This is a genomic window from Peterkaempfera griseoplana (genome assembly GCF_001418575.1).
GTDB lineage: Bacteria > Actinomycetota > Actinomycetes > Streptomycetales > Streptomycetaceae > Peterkaempfera > Peterkaempfera griseoplana.
On the sequence record NZ_LIQR01000048.1, the window covers coordinates 13,078 to 29,481 of the forward strand.

Sequence of the window (16,404 nt, forward strand, 5' to 3'; positions counted from 1 at the left end):
GGACTGGATGAGTGCACGAGGGATCCCACGGTGAAGTCCCGCTTTTGTCATCCCCCTGCGAGCAGGGAGCTTAGGGAGACCGAAGGGGAGAATGGGAGAGATATCGAATGATCGTTCCCATGTTGTGATCACTTATAGGCAGCTTCTGATCAAATCAGGCTTCGTCACGCAGAAACAGTTGACGTGGCCGTCATGGCCAGTACATGGCCTAGACGGCATTGCGTGCTACGGCCCACGCCACGGCGAGTACCAGAACAACGGCCTGCGTCCGGCGGCTCAGCTGTGGCTGCCAGCGACGCCCCCGCAGGCCTTCCACCATCCAGCGCCCCAACAGCGCCATCGCGTAAGGCGAGGTGATCAGCAGGGCCCTGTTGTCCAGCCAGGCCGCCGTGAAGTGACCGTGCATCAGGTCGTACACCATGCGGGTGCCGCCGCAGGCAGGACAGAGCAGGCCGGTTACGAGCCGGAACGGGCACTGAGGCAGGACATGGCCGGGCTGGTGCGGATCGGTGACGTAGAGGTACCCGGCGCCCGCCACGCCGGCGGCGAGCACCGCGAGGGGTGCCAACGCCCGATGCCCGAGCAGGGACCACGAGCGCGGCGGGGCGTCAGCCACGCAGTATCCGGCCCTGAGCGTCGGTCTGGTTCTCGCTCGTCAGCAGGATGATGCCGTCGATCAGGGCCCAGATGCCGAAGCCACCGCAGGTGAAGAGCTGGGCCAGGCCCATGCCCACATTGCCGAGATAGAAGCGCCCGACGCCCAAGCTGCCGAGGGCAAGTTGCAGTACACCCGCCACGATCTTCGACTTGTCGGAGTACGGGCGGCCGAAGGGGTCATAGCCGTAAGGGGCGTTCGGATCCCCGGTGTACGACCCCGGCGGGACGGGACCGCCGGGGTACCCGTACGGCCCGGACGGCTGCTGCGGATACCCGTATCCTCCGGGGTCCGGCCCGTAAGGGCTCGATCCGTAGGGGCCCGGCTGCTGCGGTTGCTCGCTCAAGGGGACTGCTCCTGTGGCCGGCGCGGGTGAACCGCGAAGACACGAAAAGATGATGAGGCCGGACATCATGCACGAGGTATCCGGCGGTGCAGGAGCCGGGGTCGCGTGAATCGGCGTCGGGCCCCGGCCGGGCGTCGCCTCCGGCCGGTTCCCGGGGCCTTTTCGGCCGCGGGCTTCGCGTCGGTCCCGTTGTTCCGATCACTCGAGCCGGCACCGATACCGAAAACACGTCCGGGACGGATGCCAGCTTCAGATCCAGGGCTGAGGTCAGACGCGTTCGGCAGGCGCCGATCTCCGGGTCGTCCTTGAGTTCGTCGCGGTCCAGGTGCTCCGCGGTCGTCCGCATAACCGCCAGGTCACCGCCTCCAGGAGAACTTCAGACAGTCCCACCAGGACGGCAACCCCCTCATGATGGACAGTGCTTCACGCAGGCTCTGCCCGATGAGACCGGCCTGCCCTTCGGAGCCGGCGTACAGCACGGAGACGCAGCGAAAACGGCCGCCGTGTCCACACCGAATGGGACGTGGAATGGCTGAACGACCGCGTGAAGTTCCGTACCGCCGGGATGCCCCTCGCCACGATCCGACGCTACGCCGAACTGGTCCGGTACGGCCCCGGTGACGAAGGCGAGCGGCTTGCGCTGTTGTCCCGACACCGGCAGCGGGTCATCGATCGCATTGCCGAACTCACCGAATGCCTCGACCTGATCACCCACAACGCCGGCATCTACCAGGAGCACATCGCGCAAGGCGCAGCGAGCGATCCCTGGAGCAGCGGTTCCGGACCACTCGGACAAGGCCGCTGAGGTAGGGCAGCCCACCATGGAGTCCTGGCTCACCGAGTTCGCCGTGGTAGGGGCTGAGGACGAAGTGCACGCCCCGATGCCCAAGGGCGAGCCGCTTGCGTGGTCTGACCGGCGCGTCCTGGTTACGTCTGCCGACGGGGTGTCGCAATGGCCGGTCGGTGCTCGCGCTTCAGCGCGCTTTGGCTCCCACCTTTGCCGCTGCGGCCAGGTATGCCAGCACCAGAGGCCGTTTGTCGCCCTGGCGGGCGGCCACTGCCAGTTGGGAGGGGGAAATGCCCCGGACGGGTACGGCGATCACCTCGTCCCGGACGACCAGCGGGGCGTTGCCGGCGGCCAGCAGTGCCACGCCCTGACCGTTGGCAACTGCCTCGTGGGTCTCCTCGGCACTGGCCACCACCCCGCCGATGCGTGGTGCGCGGTCGCCCCAGGCATCCAGCGCGAGCCAGTAGTCCCGCAGGGGACCGGCCTCCGGGGGGAGGGCGAGGAACGGCTCGTCGAGGAGGTCGGTGAAGTCCACCGCTCCCTCGGAATCGATTGCGGCCCGCGCCGCCAGGCGATGTGTGCGCGGCAGTGCCACAAGGCGCGGTTCCCGGGCCATCACCGCGTACTGGTAGCGGTCTCCGTCCGGGAGCGGCAGCCAGACGAAGGCGACGTCGCTGGACCCGTCCGCCAGCCCGGCGCTGGGATCGACCCAGGGAACCTGCCGCAGGACCGGTCGTGCGTCGGGGTACTGGGAGACGAGCCGGGTCCGCAGTGCGGGCAGCAGTCCGCGGCCCGGGCTGGTGGACATGCCGATGACCAGGGTGTGCTGCTCGGCCTCCCTTGCCTGCTGTACGGCCGCCTCGGCGGCCTGCCAGGAGGCCAGCATTCCGCGGGCGTGCGGCAGCAGGGCCTCGCCGACGGCGGTCAGCCGTACCGTGCGCCGGTCACGGTGGAACAGGGGCGCGCCCAACTGGTTCTCCAGCATGCGTATCTGCTTGCTGAGGGCGGGCTGGGAGACGAACAGCCGCCCGGCGGCCCGGGTGAAGTTCAACTCCTCGGCGACTGCGGCGAAGTAGCGTAAATCGCGCCCGTGGATGTCCATAACCCATGGCTATCACAACAGGTCTTGGACTGGCTCCCGGTTCCTGGCGAAGGATGAGGGCTGTCGGTGGGGAGGCCCCGCACGGCAGTCGACGAGGGGGACGAAGAATGACGGGGAACGGCAAGGTCTGGCTGGTCACCGGTGCGAGCAGCGGTTTCGGGCGGGCCATCGCCGAGGCTGCGATCGCCGCCGGCGACACGGTGATCGGCACGGCTCGGCGGCCCGAGGCGCTGGCCGACCTGGTCGCCGCGCACCCGGACCGGGTGGAGGCGATCAGCCTGGACGTCACCGATGGCGGGCGGGTCGACGCGGCAGCCGCCGACGTCCTGGCTCGTTACGGCCGGGTGGACGTGCTGGTGAACAACGCCGGGCGCACCCAGGTCGGGGCGTTCGAGGAGACCACTGACCGGGAGCTGCGTGATCTGTTCGAGGTGCACGTGTTCGGCCCGGCGCGGCTGACCCGGGCGCTGTTGCCGCAGATGCGGGAGCGGGGCAGCGGATCGATCGTGAACATCAGCAGTCTCGGTGGGCAGTTGTCCTTCGCCGGGTTCTCCGCGTACAGCGCGACCAAGGCCGCGCTGGAGCAGTTGTCGGAGGGGCTGGCCGACGAGGTGGCGCCGTTCGGCGTCAAGGTGCTGATCGTGGAGCCCGGCGCGTTCCGTACCAACCTGTTCGGCAAGGGCGCGGCCTACTTCTCCGAGGAGCATCCGACGTACGCGGACAAAGTCGGCGCCACGCGGAAGCTGGTGCGGGACGGCAATGGTGCCCAGCCCGGGGACCCGGTCAAGGCCGCGGCCGCGATCCGCTTGGCTCTGGACGCCGAGAAGACCCCGCTGAGGCTGGTCCTCGGCAGTGACGCTGTGGACGCCATCATCGGGCACATGGACTCGGTACGCGCCGAGCTCGCCGAGTGGGAGAAGGTCTCCCGGGGAACGGATTTCGACCCGCAGTGACCGTCCAGGGCCTGTCAGCGTCGGCAGAACCTGTCTCCGGCGGGGTCCGGTGCTGGGCGCTGTGGGGGATCTGCGGGGCGGATCGCTGCCGGCCGACGGGGTGCGGCGCGGTCTGCAAAGCTGCGGGTCAACCGGAACGAGTCATTCAGCCTGTTGCGCAACGTGTGCGCTGCGGATCTCACGCAGTTGGCGCCGGGTGCTTTCCGTGGCCGGGTGGGTGTCGCCGAGGACGCGTTCGCGATGGGTGAGGACGGTTTCCAGGAGGGGGATCGCGCGGGCCAGGTCCCCTGCGACCCGGTAGGCGCCCGCGAGGTTGTTGCGGCTGGTCAGGCTGAGGGGGTGGGTGTCGCCCAGGATCTGCTCGCACTGGGCGACGGTGGTTTCGTACAGGGGGATGGCGCGGGTGAGGTCGCCGGCTGACTCGTAGGCGTAGGCGAGGTTGTTGCGGCTGGTCAGGGTGGCCGGGTGGGTGTTGCCCAGGATCTGTTCGCGCTGGGTGAGGGTGGTTTCGTACAGGGGGATGGCACGGGTGAGGTCCCCGGCGCTCAGGTAGGCGTGGGCGAGGTTGTTGCGGCTGCTCAGGGTGTGGGGGTGGGTGTCGCCCAGGATCTGCTCGCACTGGGCGACGGTGGTTTCGTACAGGGGGATCGCGCGGGCGAGGTCGCCGGCCGACTCGTAGGCGTGGGCGAGGTTGTTGCGGCTGGTCAGGGTTTGGGGGTGGGTGTCGCCGAGGGCGCGGACGCGTTGGGTGAGGACGGTTTCCAGGAGGGGGATCGCGCGGGCCAGGTCCCCTGCGGCCCGGTAGGCGCGGGCGAGATTGTTGCGGCTGCTCAGGGTGGCCGGGTGGGTGTTGCCCAGGACCTGTTCGCGCTGGGTGAGGGTGGTTTCGTACAGGGGGATCGCGCGGGCGAGGTCGCCGGCCGACTCGTAGGCGTGGGCGAGGTTGTTGCGGCTGGTCAGGGTGGCCGGGTGGGTGTTGCCCAGGATCTGTTCGCGCTGGGTGAGGGTGGTTTCGTACAGGGGGATCGCGCGGTCGAGGTCGCCGGCTGACTCGTAGGCGTAGGCGAGGTTGTTGCGGCTGCTCAGGGTGTGGGGGTGGGTGTCGCCGAGGATCTGCTCGGACTGGGTGAGGGTGGTTTCGTACAGGGGGATGGCGTGGGTGAGGTCTCCCGCTGCCTCGTAGGCGCCGGCGAGGTTGTTGCGGCTCGTCAGGGTGCGGGGGTGGGTGTCGCCGAGGTCTCGCTCGCGCTGGGTGAGGACAGCCTCCCGTAGGGGGATGGTTCGGGCGTTGTGGCCCTGTTGGTCGAGGTACTGGGCAGCGGTGAGGTAGAGATCGGTGACGGCGTCGTCGCGGTGGTTGTGGGGGCTCGTGGCGGCGAGTGCGATGAGGTGGGGCATCAGGGCGTCCCACTCTGCGGCAGGACCGGTGTCAGGTGTCGGCTGGTTCGCCAGGGCGTGTATGAGGGCTTTTTCGGCTTCGCGGCGTCCTGTCGGAGGCCGGCCTTCTCCCGCGGTTGCGTTGTGGCGGAGGACGGTCTGGACGAGGCGGTGGACGCTGACGCCGGCGCCGCCTGGGGTGATGCTGATCATGCTGTAGGCGCGGAGGTTGCCGAGGGCTTCGGCGAGGTCGTCCTCGTCGGTGTTGGGGGTCTGGAGCAGGGTGTGGGGGATGTTGTCGGGGGCGAGCCAGGCGAGGGTGTGCAGGATGGTGACGGCGAGCGGGTTGCGTGTGGTGAGGGCCTGGAGGGTGTGGGTCCAGATGCGGGCGATGGTGCGCTCGGCGTCGATGCCGTCGGCGGCTTTGTCCAGCTTGGTGCCCAGGCGTCGGCGGTAGGCGTCGATGGAGATGGTGGGGTTCTGGTGCAGGTAGGCGCCGGCCTGCTCCAGGGCCAGGGGCAGGTGGCCGAGTTCGGCGGCGAGGGTCCGGGCGTCCTGGAGTTGGCGGACGCCGGGTGGGGCGTCCAGGGCGTAGGTGCACAGGAGTTGTGCGGCTTCGTCGGGAGGCAGGGTGCCCAGAGTGAGGGCGGGGACGGTTCGCGGCCATCCTGTTGCGCGGCGGCTGGTGGCCAGGAGGTGGCCGCCGCTGAGGGCGCCGGCGTACGGGTCCAGGTCGCGGGGATCGTCGACGTTGTCGAAGACCAGGAGCCAGCCGGGGTGCCATTGCAGCCAGGTGAGCGCCCACGCGGCCCGCTCCTGCTCGGACGCCTTCCCGGCCCACGCGGGGAAGAGACGTAGGGCGAGGCCGGCGAGGGACTGCTCGATGCGGGCGGGGGAGTCGGCGGTGATCCACCAGGTGACGGTGTGGTCGGAGCGGTGGCGGTGGGCGTAGTGCAGGGCCAGGGTGCTCTTGCCGACCCCGCCGAGCCCGTGCACTGCCGGCGCTTGCGTGATGGCCGTCTCGCCGTCCGAAGCCAGGGTGCGTTCCAGCCAGGCCAGTTCGTCCTCACGGCCCAGGCACAGGCCTCGTGGGGGCAGGTTGCTGGCCCCGGGCGGCGGCTGGACGTCCCGGGCGGCGTTCAGCACTTCGGCCGGCAGCTCGATGATGTCGCCGCTGTGGGCGGTGGTGATGGTGTGGGCGGCGATCGACCGAGGGCCTGAGGCTTCGATGCTCGTTTCCCGGGGGGCCGGGTCGTTGGTCATGTGCCGATCTGGGTGTTGTCGCCGGTGATGGCGGTGGTGATGGTGTGGGCGGCGATGGCGCGGGTGCCGGACGCGGTGATCGTCACCGTCCCCGACGACTCGGGCAGCAGGCCGGCCAGCTCGGCCCGCAGCTCGGCGTCGTCGCGCAGGGCTCGCTTGATCTGCTGCCGCAGCGCCGCGGCGGCGTCCGCGTCCTCCATGTCCTCGGCGGCGTCCTGCACCGCGCTTTCCAGCGCGGCCTGTCCGTCCTCGCCGCGGCGGCGCCAGACGGCATGGAGGATGCGGCGGCCCAGGTTGGCGGTGGCGTCGACCGCGGCGTCCTCCGCACGCGTGAGCACCGCGCCCCCGTAGGCTCCCAGTGCCGCACTCAGATACGGGCCGGCCTGCTCCACCAGCTCAACGATCTCCGTACTCACCCGTGACCCCCAATGCACGCGTGCGGCGTCGACTCTCATGACGCAGCGTAGAGATCCCGCCAGGGCCGGTCAGGAGAATCGGGCAAAGCCGCAGCCCGGCGCGTGTGGGGCGGGTGTGGGACACCGGATCCCCGCAGCCGAATCGCTACTGGTCGGCCCAGGTGCGGCGCGCTGATCTGGGTGCCCGTCGGGTGGCCGCTCCCGAGACCGTGGTCAGTGAGGTACAGGGGCGTGACCCCTTGCCGGACACCAACCCCGACCAGCCTGTTGGGACGACAGCTCTGGGAGGATCTCGCGATGACCAGCATCGACGACACCGCCCGCCAGACGCTTCTCCGGCGCGGTTTCGCCCTGGAGTACGTCACGCTCAGCTGGAACGTGATCGGGATCGTGGTGCTCACCCTCGCTGCGATCTCGGCGAGGTCCGTGGCACTGGCGGGGTTCGGCCTGGACTCCCTGATCGAGATCGGCGCTTCAGCCGTGGTGATCTGGGAGCTGTCCGGCACCGGCGAGGGTCGACAGCGCCGCGCGCTCAAGCTGATCGGTGTCGGCTTCGCGCTACTGGCGGTGTACCTGCTGGTGCAGTCCACCTGGGTCCTGGCCGTCGACTTCCAGCCCCGCCACTCCCCGCTGGGCATCGGTTGGACCGCGGTGACCGCCGTGGTGATGTTCGCGCTCGCCGCCGGCAAGGCCCGTACTGGCACCGCACTGGACAATCCGGTGCTCAAGACCGAGGGCCGGGTCACCCTGATCGACGGTCTACTGGCCGCCGCCGTGCTGCTCGGCCTCCTGCTGAATTCTCTGGCCGGTCTGTGGTGGGCAGACCCAGCCGCCGGGTACGTGCTGGTCTTCTACGCCCTGCGGGAAGCCGGAGAGATCTTCTTCACCGACCACTAACGATGCGAACCGGTGCCATCGGGCAGTGATTGCCCGGCGAGCCTCCGCACCGTTTCTTCGGTGCGCCACAGCACGGCAGGATCGTCATCGAACGTGGGTCATGCGCTGTTCGCCGTGGACCACTGGGAGTGGGCCCGAAGCGGGACCGCGACGCTGTGGCCGGCACGGCGAGTCGCCTCGGCGGGATCCGTTCCGGGCGGCCCGTTCCGATGACGCGCGGAGCCGCCCGGGTGCGGGCCCTCGGCCGGCTGTCAGCCGAGGAAGTCGTCCACCTCGGCGGCGAAGGCCACCGCGTCCTGGAAGAGGAAGGCGTGCCCGGCGTCGGCGTAGAGCCGGACCTGGGCGTGGCGCAGGCTGCCGACCAGGATGGTGGCATTCTGCGCGGGGTCGAGGGCGTCCTGGTCGCCGTCGGCCACCAGCACCGGCACGTGGATGCGGTGCACCCGGGTGCCTGAGGGGTCCTGCCCGGCCATCCATTGCGCGAGCGCGGCGTCCTGCGCCTGATGCACGGCGGTGGGCGCCCTGTAGAAGCCGGCGTACTGGGAGAGCTGCTCCGTGTATGCGACCGCGGCCGCCCTCTGGTCGGTCGGGAAGAGCACCGAGAGCACCGCCGCGGGGTTCGAGCTGTCAGCGGCAGCGGCTGCGGCCGGTGGGATCGGGAGTGCGGCGCCGGTCCCCGCCTGGCTGGCGGCCAACACCAACCGACCGGTCCGGCCGGGGTGTCGCACGGCGAGCGCCTGCGCGACCATCCCGCCCAGCGACCAGCCGAGCACCGCCGGGTGGTGAAGCCGCAGGGCGGAGATCAGGGCGCTGGTCTGGTCAGCCATCGCCGATATGGTCAGTGTGCCGGGCAGGGCGCTGGTCTGCCCGATGCCGGCGTTGTCGAAGACGACGACGGTGTGGCGGGCTGCGAGGGCGTCCACCAAGTCGGGTGCCCACTCGTCCATCGAGCCGCCGGCGCCCATCACCATCAGCAGCGGGCTGCCGCTGCCGACCTCGCGGTAGCCGACGTCACCGGCGGCGGTGTGCGCGACGCAGGTCGGCGCGGAGAGGATCTGCGTCGCGCGGCACTGGTCGGCCCGGCTCTGCGGGGCCGCGGCGTCGTCGGCCGAGGCAGCGCCGGTCGGGGGCGCCGCGCCCAACAGGGTCGCGAAGAGGACGAGCGTCGCGGCGGCGCTTCCGATCAGCGGGCGTTTCCTGTGCTTCATCTGTCCCATGGCCTCGACATCCCCAATTCCAGTCAGGCGCACATGAGCTGACGTTCCATCACCATCACATGGGATGCGCGGGTCCGGGCCGGGAGCGTGGGTCAGGGCAGGGAACGCCGGCCGCCGGACGCAGCGGAGTCTCGCTTGTGCCCGAGACCAGTCGTTCGCGGTGGGCCCGTGGGACGGACACCGGGCCGCCTGCGGTTCACGATGTCGCGCCCAGCTCATGACGGGTGCTGGGCGTGGTGTGCAACCTCGGGACCCCCTCTGCCTCAGGTGGGCGTACGGCGTCGTCGCCTGAAAACCCGTTGCTCCCGGTCCACCTGCTTGGTGGGATGCAGGGAATTCGACGGCGGGAGGACAGTTTGGCGGTGTTCGGGTGCGCCGGCTGCGGTGCGGTCCTGACCGCGGCGGTGTCGAAGGTGGCCTTGCCGATCCACCTGGCCGACGCCCACTGGGAGAGGCTGCACCCGCCCCTGCTGGAGGCAGGGTCCTACGCCGTCGACCCTGCACCGTACGGGCCGCCGTGGCGGCAGTGGGACGAGGTCGGGGTGCGCGAGGCGGCGGAGCGAGGTCGGTTCGCGCCTTTCGGCGCGCTGTCCGATGGACCGTCCGGTACGGTCCTCCTCGCGCCCGGTGACATGCGCGGCACCGGACTGATCCTGGAGCGGGCCGCGGGCTACTGCATGGGGATCGACGGGAGGGGCGGGCCGAACCTTGCCTGTCTGGGATGCGATCTCCCGGTCGGAACGAGAATGGACGACTGCGGGTGCTGGCAGGTCGTCCGGCTCGTCCCGCAGGCAGTGGTGCGGCTGCCCGCCCCGCCGGAGCGGCCGATCATGGATTGGGCGGAGCTGCCGGCCACCGGCACGCTGTGGCACCGGCTGAGCGAGTACCGGGACATCCCGGCGGGCGTGGCCCTCGCCCACGTGGTGGTGGCCGCCGGGGGCGCACCGGTTGAGGTGGCACCCGGGCCGGTCGCTGACCTCCTCGGCCGGGCACTCGACGTGCTGCTGCCTGCGGGGGAAGGTGCGAAGCGGCTGGACCTGGCAGGGCCGGGGTTGGGCGAGCCGGCCACTGACCTGGCGCTGGTGCCGGTCCATCCGCAGACCGGAGACGTGTGGCAGCCGCGTGGCGGAGCGGTGCCGGTACCGGTGGATGCCGCGCTCTGGGCCGAGCTTGCCTTCCCGCCGTACCGGACCCGACTGCCGGTGGTCGGCGGGCTGCCGACAGGCGTGGAGCGGGACGATCCGCTGCCGCCGCACCCGTGGTACCGGTTCCAACCCTCCGGAGAAGCGTTCCGGTACACGCTGGCGCGGTTGCCCGCTGTCAGGGAACCGTGGCTGCGAGCGATCTACGACCGAGGATGCTGAACCGTTCCGGGTGCGGTGTCGAGCGGGGATGTCATGTGCTGACGGGTTCGTCGGCGTGGGTCCGGTGGTGATGGCAGGCGGTTCCGCACTCCGCTGCGGTGGTGTGGCCGACGGTGCTGCGGAGTCGCTGGTGGCCGTGCCAGTCGATCCCCTCGGCGCTCTCGGCTCCCGAGCGAGGGCACCCGCCGTCGGGGCGGCCCAGCCGTGGGCGGGCCCGTCGCCTCACGGCAGGAACTCGACCTCGGGGAAGGCGGGGCTGGGGCCGTCCAGCAGTCGCTGCGGGCGGTGCCGGAGGTGCTGGTCGAAGAAGGCGAGCGGGCACGGTCCGGTCGGCGCGGGCAGGACCAGCTGCAGCGGCCCGGTGCCGCCGGGGGACGCCCAGGAGGGGCGTGAGACACCGAGCGGAACGGCGGCCGAGGCCCCAAGGGCCAGGGCGGCGCCGAGCAGTCGCCGGCGGGGCATTCGCGCTGCCGGTGCCGCGGATGAGTCCCCGGTGCCTGCCTCGCCGGTGGCCGGAGTGACGGTCACAGGTCCTCCCTGGAGCGCTTCGGCGGTGCCGCGGCTAGGCCTGTGCATCCGAGCCGCCCTGCTCGATCTGCTGGATGAGGCGCTTGAGCTGGGCGACTTCCTCCCTGAGGGCGCGGTCGCCGGCGGGGGTGAGCGTGAGCCAGGTGCGGGGGCGCTTGCCCTCGTAGCCCTTCTCGATGTGGACCAGTCCGGCCTTCTCCAGCACGGACAGGTGCTGGCTGAGGTTTCCGGCGGTGAGGTCGAGCGCGGTGCGCAGGAAGCCGAACTCGACGCGTCGCGCCTGGTGGGCGACGGTGAGGATGCCCAGGCGGACGCGCTGGTGGACCACGTCGTCGAGGGCGTTGACGGGGTGCTGGTCCGGCTGGTCCGACTGCTCGGCCGTCATGCGGTCCGCCCTCGCGGCTGCTGGGCCAGGGTGAAGCCGAGGGCACCGAGCAGCAGGAACAGGGCGGGGAGGGCCAGGCGGGGCAGGCTCGACCAGGGCGAGGTGGTGGCGACTCCGGCCCAGCCGGTGCTGATCGGCGCCAGTTCCAGGGCGAGATAGGCCAGGGTGAAGAGCAGCAGGGCGCGGTTGCGCTCGACCCAGGACAGCACCAGCAGCGGAATGCCGACCGTCAGGGCCGAACCGGTGAACCGTTCGAGCAGCTGGGTCGGTCCCGAGCCGGGGTCGAGGTGCAGGCCCCAGAAGTCGATCCGGTCACCGGGCTGCGGGAACCCGTTGCGGATGGTCCAGAGAGTGGTGGCGCCCAGTACGGCGACCAGCACGAGTCCGGTGACGACGTAGGGCCGTACCGGCGTTCCGACGCCGCGGCTGCGGGAGCGGCGGACGTAGAAGAACGCGGTCGCGGCGTAGGCGAGTGTCAGTCCCACGACCCAGTAGCCCGGTGCTCCCTGCCTGACCAGGGTGCACTCCGTGGCCGTGCCCTTGAGGTCCGGGCAGGAGGTGATGGTCCGAACGCTGAAGGTGAGGCGGTTGGCGAGCACCGCGCCGAGGGTGAGCAGGCCGAACAGCAGCAGCGGGAACCAGGTGCCGCGCTGGGCGGCACGGACCCTGCGGGACAGTTCGCCGAGGTCGGCGAGGACCTCCTTGGGGGCGCCGGGGGACGGCGCCGGGATGTCTGTCATGCAGTCAGCTTTGCATTGCAAACTGATCCTGACAAGAGACCGAATGAGATGTCCGCCCGGCCGGGGTGGGGGCGTGTGGTGAGGGATGCACCGGGCCGCCCGACTGGGCACGGACGCTGAGGCGGCTCAGGCGTGGTCCGGCAGCCGGCCCGTCGCACCAGCTGGGTTCGACCCCGGCCCCGACCCCGAACCCGCCGGCTGCCACGCGAAGGGCCCCTGACCGGCTCGGCCGGTCAGGGGCCCTGGGTATGCGCGGCGGCGCGGGGGCTGGCGGTGGGCGGTCGAGGGTTGCCCGCCCGGGTCAGCGGACGACGTCGAAGACCTGCTTCTGCAGGCCGTTGGAGTAGACGGCGTGCTCGGTCAGCTTCAGCTTCTGGGTGTCCTTGTCCGTGGTGCTGAAGAGGCGCTTGCCGGCGCCGAGCAGCAGCGGGAAGACGAGCAGGTGGTAGCGGTCGATCAGGCCCGCGTCCGACAGGCTGTGGTTCAGGGCTGCGCTGCCGTGGACGATGATCGGGCCCCCTTCGGTCTCCTTGAGGGCGGCGACCTCGTCGAGGGAGCGCAGGATGGTGGTCTCCCCCCAGTTGGACACCAGGTCCTGGTCGGTGAGGGTGGTGGAGACGACGTACTTGGGCATCGTCCGGTAGCGGCTGAACTCCTCCATGTCCGGCCACACCGGGCTGAACGCCTCGTAGCTGACCCGGCCCAGCAGGAGCGCGGCGGCCTCCTCCTGCTCCCGTCCCTTGATCTCGAAGGACTCGGGGACGAACTCGACCTCCTTGAAGGTCCAGCCGGCGTTCCGGTAGCCGGTTTCGCCGCCGGGGGCCTCCATGACGCCGTCGAGCGAGATGAACGCGGTGCTGATCAGGGTGCGCATACGGGTTCCTTGAGGTCGTGTGTCGGATGTCGGTCGCCTGTGCACGGACGGGTGAGCCGCGTGCGGGCGGAGGGGCGCCACCGGGCGGGGGCGCAGGGCCGGGAACCCGTGCGGTCGGGCGCCAGGCGGGACGTCGCGCGGGTCAGTCGAACAGCCCGGTCAGCCAGCGCTGCCAGGCGGCCTCGGCTCCCTCCGTGTCCGCCCCGAAGAGGTGGTGGAACATCAGCACCACGCCGGGGCCGTGGTGGAAGGAGTAGATCCCGTCGGAGGTGCGCACCTCGAAGCGCTCGCCGTCCGACCAGACCACTTCACCGTCCAGCGTGGGCAGGCCGGCGGGCGCGGCGTGCGCCCGCGCGCCCACGGTGACCGGGGTCGGCAGTGACAGCGCGCCGGCGATCAGCGCCCAGACCTGCGGTGCGGGCTGCCCGCCCGACGGCGCCATCGCGAAGACGGGGACGCCGGTGCGTCCGGGGAAGTGCGTCAGGTACTCGCGGAGCGTGTGGAGGTGGAAGGGCCAGCCGCGGCGCAGGGCGTCGTACTCGTCCTGCCAGTCGTCGCCGAGCATGCCGCTGTGGACGGCGCGGAGCACGGTGCTTCCCCGGCCGCGTCCCTCGATCAGGTACTCGAAGGCCATGAAGCGGCCGTCCTCGCCGGTCCCGGTACGGGTGGCGAACCGCTTGCCGGGCTCCCAGGCGGTGACCACCGCCTCCTCCCGGTGGCCGCCGGTGTCGATGGCGGCGGCCCCGCCCTCCCGCGGCTCCACCTCGTTGCGCCCCATGAACCAGGAGTCGATCCCCGGTCCGGTGGCGATCGCCTCCCAGACCTGTTCGGGGTCGGCCGGCAGGGTGGTCTCCAGCGCGATCTCAAACGGGTGCGTCATCGTCCGTCTTCCTGTTCTGCGTGCGGTCCGGCCTCGTGCGTCCCCCCGGGCTGCCGCGGGTCGGCGGCGTCTGCTGCGGCTGCGGGCTGTGCCGAGGGGATCTGGTGGAGCCCGACCACCACCCGGTGGCTGCGGCCGCCCGGGGCGGACTCGTCGTGGTAGCGGCCGACGAGGGTCCTCACGGCCTGGGTCAGTTCCTCGACGAAGGCCGTCCGGTCGGCGGCGGACGCGAACCGCACCTCCGCGTCGATGCCGAAGGTGGCCACCCTTCGCCGGGCCCGGGAGGCGCCGGTCAGCAGGGCCCCGACCTCCTGCACCAGCCGGGCGCCCAGCGCCAGCAGCCAGCGGGCGGAGAGCTGGTCGGGGGAGCGTGAGGGGTCCGGGCTCACGGCGGCCAGGGCGCTGGGGGAGATCACATAGGAGGCGGCGGTGGCGCGGTAGACGCGTTCGGTCACGCTGCCCCTGCGCCGCTCCTCGGCGAGTTCGACCAGCCCGTGCCGCTCCAGTTCCTTCAGGTGGTAGTTGACCTTCTGGCGGGGGAGGTCCAGGCGGGCGGCGAGCATGGCGGCCGAGCCGGGCTCGGCCAGGGCGGCGAGGATCCGGGACCGGATGGGGTCCAGGGAGGCCTCGGCCGCGGCGGGTTCTTCGATCACGGCGACGTCGAGCACCGTTCCAGGGTCACACCGACAAAAAAATTTGTCAAGGACATTCGAGTTGTCGGTGTGGCGGGTGGCGGTCGGTGTACGTCGGCATGCCGGCCAGGCCCGGGGACGGGGCGCCCGGGGGCGTGGAGTCGGCAGGAGACGGGCCCGGTCGCTGCCGTCCAGGGCGCTGTGCGGGCCCGCAGGGCTGCGGAGGGCCGACGGTCGGCCCGGTGCGGGGCGTCGAGGGCCGGCCAGGGTCCCGCGGGCGCCTCCGCGTTGCCGCGGCGGTGGTCAGCGCCAGGTGGTGTCGTGGCTGAGGCGCTTGTGGTGGTTGTCGTACTGGTCGACGGTGGCGATGGTGCGGCCGTTGGGGATGGCGGTGGCCCAGGCGTGGTAGGTGGTGCCGGGGACGGTGACGGTGGTGGCCTTGAGGTGGGTTCCGTCGGTGAGGGTGATGATGCCGTAGGCGACGTCGGGCTGGGGGTTGGCGACCATGAGGCGGGTGCCGGTGGTGCCCTTGTCGTGGAGGCCCCACAGGCCGAGTCCGCCGGCGGGGCGGGGGTCGTGGGTGCCGGTGACGGGCTGGCAGTCGGCCCAGGGGCCGCCCTGGTGGTCGATGCGGACGCCGTTGATGTCCATGCGCTGGCAGAGCAGTGCGTTGCCGGGCATCTTGGTCCCGTTGGGAAGGGTGGGCAGGGTGTAGCCCTTGGGCAGCGTCCGGTGGAACTCCAGCGCCACCGACCACCGCTGACCGTCCACCCGGCCCTTGTTGATCACCCGCGTCACGACCTGGGACGCCCGCTGCCGGGTGTGGGCGGAGGCGACCGGCTGGGCGTCCACAGAGACGGGTGCGCCGGCCCGGTGGACGGTCGGTGCCGACGTGGCCGCGACCGCGGAGGCGCCGAGTGCGACCCCTCCGAGCGCGAGCACGGCGGCCGTTGCGGCGCCGGCCTTCCTGGCAAGACTGAAAACCACGAGCAGTTCTCCTTCGGAGCGCCGCCCTGCCACACGCAGGGCGGTCCTGGACGGCCGGCACGCTGGGCCCGCGTGCCGGCCTGCGGCGGCCACCGGAGGTGGTGGTCCGCCGCTTGGACGTCCGTCCGTAGGTACTCCCGATCCCCGGCTGGGGGTTGCACGCCCCGGGAGACCGGGGTGGCGATCCGCGCCCCCGTACGGCGGTCTGCCTCCGTCACGGGGTAGTGCAGCAGTCGGCTCGGACGCATGTCGGAGCCGTACGGCGGCGTACGAGACGTGGTGCGCCCTGGCCGGTCGGCTGCCGCCGAGTTCGGGTCCGGGCGGAGTGGCCAGGGTGGCCGGCCGGATCCCGGGGGCCGGGCACGGGCACGGGCACGGCTGAGGATCGCGCCCGGCCGTTCGCGCCACCTCGGCGCTCCTCGTCCGGCAGGCCCCAGCGCCTCCGGCAGATCCCTGGCCACGGGCAGGGACGACTCCGTACCCGCCGTCTCGGGTGCGCTCCGGTGTGGTCTGCGACCACGGGGGAGCCCGACGAGATGCCGGTCCGGGCCTGTCTCCTCACCGCGGGGCGGTTCTCCGGCACCGCGGCGCAGGGGCTGTACCGCGCCCCCGGCGGGGACCCGCATCCGGCCCGGGCGCCGGCCACAGGACGCGATCAACCGGATCCACGCCGCTACGACACCTGAGGTGCCCTGGGCTGCTCGGCGGGTGGACGGCTTGTCTGCGGTGTCCGGGGCTGGTGGACCCACGGCCGGCCGGTGGGGAGGGCGGCATGGTGTCCGAGCAGCGGCCCGGCGTGGCCAGGCGGCGGCCGGAGGAGGTGGCTGCGCTGATCGCGGACCGGGAGGCGCCCGCGGGCCCACCGGTGGCGGCCCCCGGGCCCTTGACGGGGTTGCGTTGGTGAGCACACGATCGGATCCCGGGCGGTTGTCGGCCGGGATCGCCTCCGGCGAGAGGAGCCGGCCATGCGCGGTGTCCCTCCTTCCCCCGATCCTTCCCCC

The 16,404-nt window shown here is 71.6% G+C and carries 17 protein-coding genes; 4 read left to right on the forward strand and 13 right to left on the reverse strand.

Going from position 1 to position 16,404, the window contains the following annotated elements; genetic code table 11:
- Positions 1-208 precede the first annotated feature (208 nt).
- Positions 209-616 (reverse strand): DUF2752 domain-containing protein, encoded by a 408-nt coding sequence (locus AOK09_RS03795; protein ID WP_055585664.1) that lies wholly within the window; start codon positions 614-616, stop codon positions 209-211.
- Positions 609-1,001: a TM2 domain-containing protein gene (locus AOK09_RS03800; protein ID WP_055585665.1), complete on the reverse strand. Its 393-nt coding sequence runs from the start codon at positions 999-1,001 to the stop codon at positions 609-611. Before AOK09_RS03800 ends, AOK09_RS03795 begins: the two co-directional genes overlap by 8 nt.
- A 523-nt stretch (positions 1,002-1,524) precedes the next feature.
- Here AOK09_RS03800 and AOK09_RS03805 point away from each other — a divergent pair.
- Positions 1,525-1,806, forward strand: coding sequence for a MerR family DNA-binding protein (locus AOK09_RS03805; RefSeq protein ID WP_055585666.1), 282 nt, complete (start codon positions 1,525-1,527; stop codon positions 1,804-1,806).
- 169 nt (positions 1,807-1,975) lie between these two features.
- Here AOK09_RS03805 and AOK09_RS03810 read toward each other — a convergent pair whose 3' ends face one another.
- Complete coding sequence (locus AOK09_RS03810; protein ID WP_055585667.1) at positions 1,976-2,890, reverse strand: LysR family transcriptional regulator; 915 nt, start codon at positions 2,888-2,890, stop codon at positions 1,976-1,978.
- Positions 2,891-2,997: 107 nt separating this feature from the next.
- On the opposite strand from AOK09_RS03810, the gene AOK09_RS03815 reads away from it, so the two are divergent.
- The gene (locus AOK09_RS03815) at positions 2,998-3,843 is read left to right on the forward strand and encodes an oxidoreductase (RefSeq protein WP_055585668.1); all 846 of its coding nucleotides are present in this window, start codon (positions 2,998-3,000) and stop codon (positions 3,841-3,843) included.
- Positions 3,844-3,984: 141 nt separating this feature from the next.
- Here the strand turns inward: AOK09_RS03815 and fxsT are convergent, their stop codons facing one another.
- Together fxsT and AOK09_RS03825 are read right to left on the reverse strand one after the other, a co-directional pair.
- Positions 3,985-6,483 carry an FxSxx-COOH system tetratricopeptide repeat protein gene (gene fxsT / locus AOK09_RS40690; protein WP_169796987.1) on the reverse strand — a complete coding sequence of 833 codons (2,499 nt, stop codon included), beginning with the start codon at positions 6,481-6,483 and terminating at the stop codon, positions 3,985-3,987.
- Positions 6,480-6,899 (reverse strand): hypothetical protein, encoded by a 420-nt coding sequence (locus tag AOK09_RS03825; protein ID WP_055585669.1) that lies wholly within the window; start codon positions 6,897-6,899, stop codon positions 6,480-6,482. The genes fxsT and AOK09_RS03825 overlap by 4 nt, the downstream gene beginning before the upstream one ends.
- A 297-nt stretch (positions 6,900-7,196) precedes the next feature.
- Here AOK09_RS03825 and AOK09_RS03830 point away from each other — a divergent pair, with 297 nt between their 5' ends.
- Complete coding sequence (locus AOK09_RS03830; RefSeq protein ID WP_055585670.1) at positions 7,197-7,796, forward strand: cation transporter; 600 nt, start codon at positions 7,197-7,199, stop codon at positions 7,794-7,796.
- A 251-nt stretch (positions 7,797-8,047) separates the two neighbouring features.
- On the opposite strand, the gene AOK09_RS03835 is transcribed toward AOK09_RS03830, so the two are convergent.
- On the reverse strand, positions 8,048-9,013 hold the full coding sequence (locus tag AOK09_RS03835) for an alpha/beta fold hydrolase (protein WP_055585671.1): 966 nt from the start codon (positions 9,011-9,013) through the stop codon (positions 8,048-8,050).
- Positions 9,014-9,237: 224 nt separating this feature from the next.
- Between AOK09_RS03835 and AOK09_RS03840 the strand changes: the two genes are divergently transcribed.
- The gene (locus AOK09_RS03840; RefSeq protein ID WP_322973148.1) at positions 9,238-10,377 is read left to right on the forward strand and encodes a hypothetical protein; all 1,140 of its coding nucleotides are present in this window, start codon (positions 9,238-9,240) and stop codon (positions 10,375-10,377) included.
- Positions 10,378-10,599: 222 nt separating this feature from the next.
- Here the strand turns inward: AOK09_RS03840 and AOK09_RS03845 are convergent, their stop codons facing one another.
- The 7 genes from AOK09_RS03845 to AOK09_RS03875 form a co-directional block, all read right to left on the reverse strand.
- Positions 10,600-10,905 (reverse strand): hypothetical protein, encoded by a 306-nt coding sequence (locus tag AOK09_RS03845; RefSeq protein ID WP_055585673.1) that lies wholly within the window; start codon positions 10,903-10,905, stop codon positions 10,600-10,602.
- A 34-nt stretch (positions 10,906-10,939) separates the two neighbouring features.
- Positions 10,940-11,290, reverse strand: coding sequence for a winged helix-turn-helix domain-containing protein (locus AOK09_RS03850; RefSeq protein WP_055585674.1), 351 nt, complete (start codon positions 11,288-11,290; stop codon positions 10,940-10,942).
- Entirely contained in the window at positions 11,287-12,030 is a 744-nt protein-coding gene (locus tag AOK09_RS03855) for a hypothetical protein (protein ID WP_055585675.1), read from the reverse strand. Before AOK09_RS03855 ends, AOK09_RS03850 begins: the two co-directional genes overlap by 4 nt.
- Before the next feature lie 301 nt (positions 12,031-12,331).
- Positions 12,332-12,904 (reverse strand): dihydrofolate reductase family protein, encoded by a 573-nt coding sequence (locus AOK09_RS03860; RefSeq protein ID WP_055585676.1) that lies wholly within the window; start codon positions 12,902-12,904, stop codon positions 12,332-12,334.
- Positions 12,905-13,046: 142 nt separating this feature from the next.
- Positions 13,047-13,784, reverse strand: a complete 738-nt coding sequence (locus AOK09_RS03865) for an SRPBCC family protein (RefSeq protein WP_055585677.1) — start codon at positions 13,782-13,784, stop codon at positions 13,047-13,049.
- Entirely contained in the window at positions 13,781-14,452 is a 672-nt protein-coding gene (locus AOK09_RS03870) for an ArsR/SmtB family transcription factor (protein ID WP_055585678.1), read from the reverse strand. The genes AOK09_RS03865 and AOK09_RS03870 overlap by 4 nt, the downstream gene beginning before the upstream one ends.
- A 267-nt stretch (positions 14,453-14,719) precedes the next feature.
- Positions 14,720-15,403 carry a hypothetical protein gene (locus tag AOK09_RS03875; protein WP_055585679.1) on the reverse strand — a complete coding sequence of 228 codons (684 nt, stop codon included), beginning with the start codon at positions 15,401-15,403 and terminating at the stop codon, positions 14,720-14,722.
- Between the last annotated feature and the right edge of the window lie 1,001 nt (positions 15,404-16,404).

Excerpts from the sequence above, each read along its gene's own strand:
- AOK09_RS03810 (WP_055585667.1), bottom strand. The coding sequence starts at position 2,890 with ATGGACATCCACGGGCGCGATTTACGCTACTTCGCCGCAGTCGCCGAG.
- AOK09_RS03815 (WP_055585668.1), top strand. The coding sequence starts at position 2,998 with ATGACGGGGAACGGCAAGGTCTGGCTGGTCACCGGTGCGAGCAGCGGT.
- fxsT (WP_169796987.1), bottom strand. The coding sequence starts at position 6,483 with ATGACCAACGACCCGGCCCCCCGGGAAACGAGCATCGAAGCCTCAGGC.
- AOK09_RS03830 (WP_055585670.1), top strand. The coding sequence starts at position 7,197 with ATGACCAGCATCGACGACACCGCCCGCCAGACGCTTCTCCGGCGCGGT.
- AOK09_RS03835 (WP_055585671.1), bottom strand. The coding sequence starts at position 9,013 with ATGGGACAGATGAAGCACAGGAAACGCCCGCTGATCGGAAGCGCCGCC.
- AOK09_RS03850 (WP_055585674.1), bottom strand. The coding sequence starts at position 11,290 with ATGACGGCCGAGCAGTCGGACCAGCCGGACCAGCACCCCGTCAACGCC.
- AOK09_RS03855 (WP_055585675.1), bottom strand. The coding sequence starts at position 12,030 with ATGACAGACATCCCGGCGCCGTCCCCCGGCGCCCCCAAGGAGGTCCTC.
- AOK09_RS03860 (WP_055585676.1), bottom strand. The coding sequence starts at position 12,904 with ATGCGCACCCTGATCAGCACCGCGTTCATCTCGCTCGACGGCGTCATG.
- AOK09_RS03865 (WP_055585677.1), bottom strand. The coding sequence starts at position 13,784 with ATGACGCACCCGTTTGAGATCGCGCTGGAGACCACCCTGCCGGCCGAC.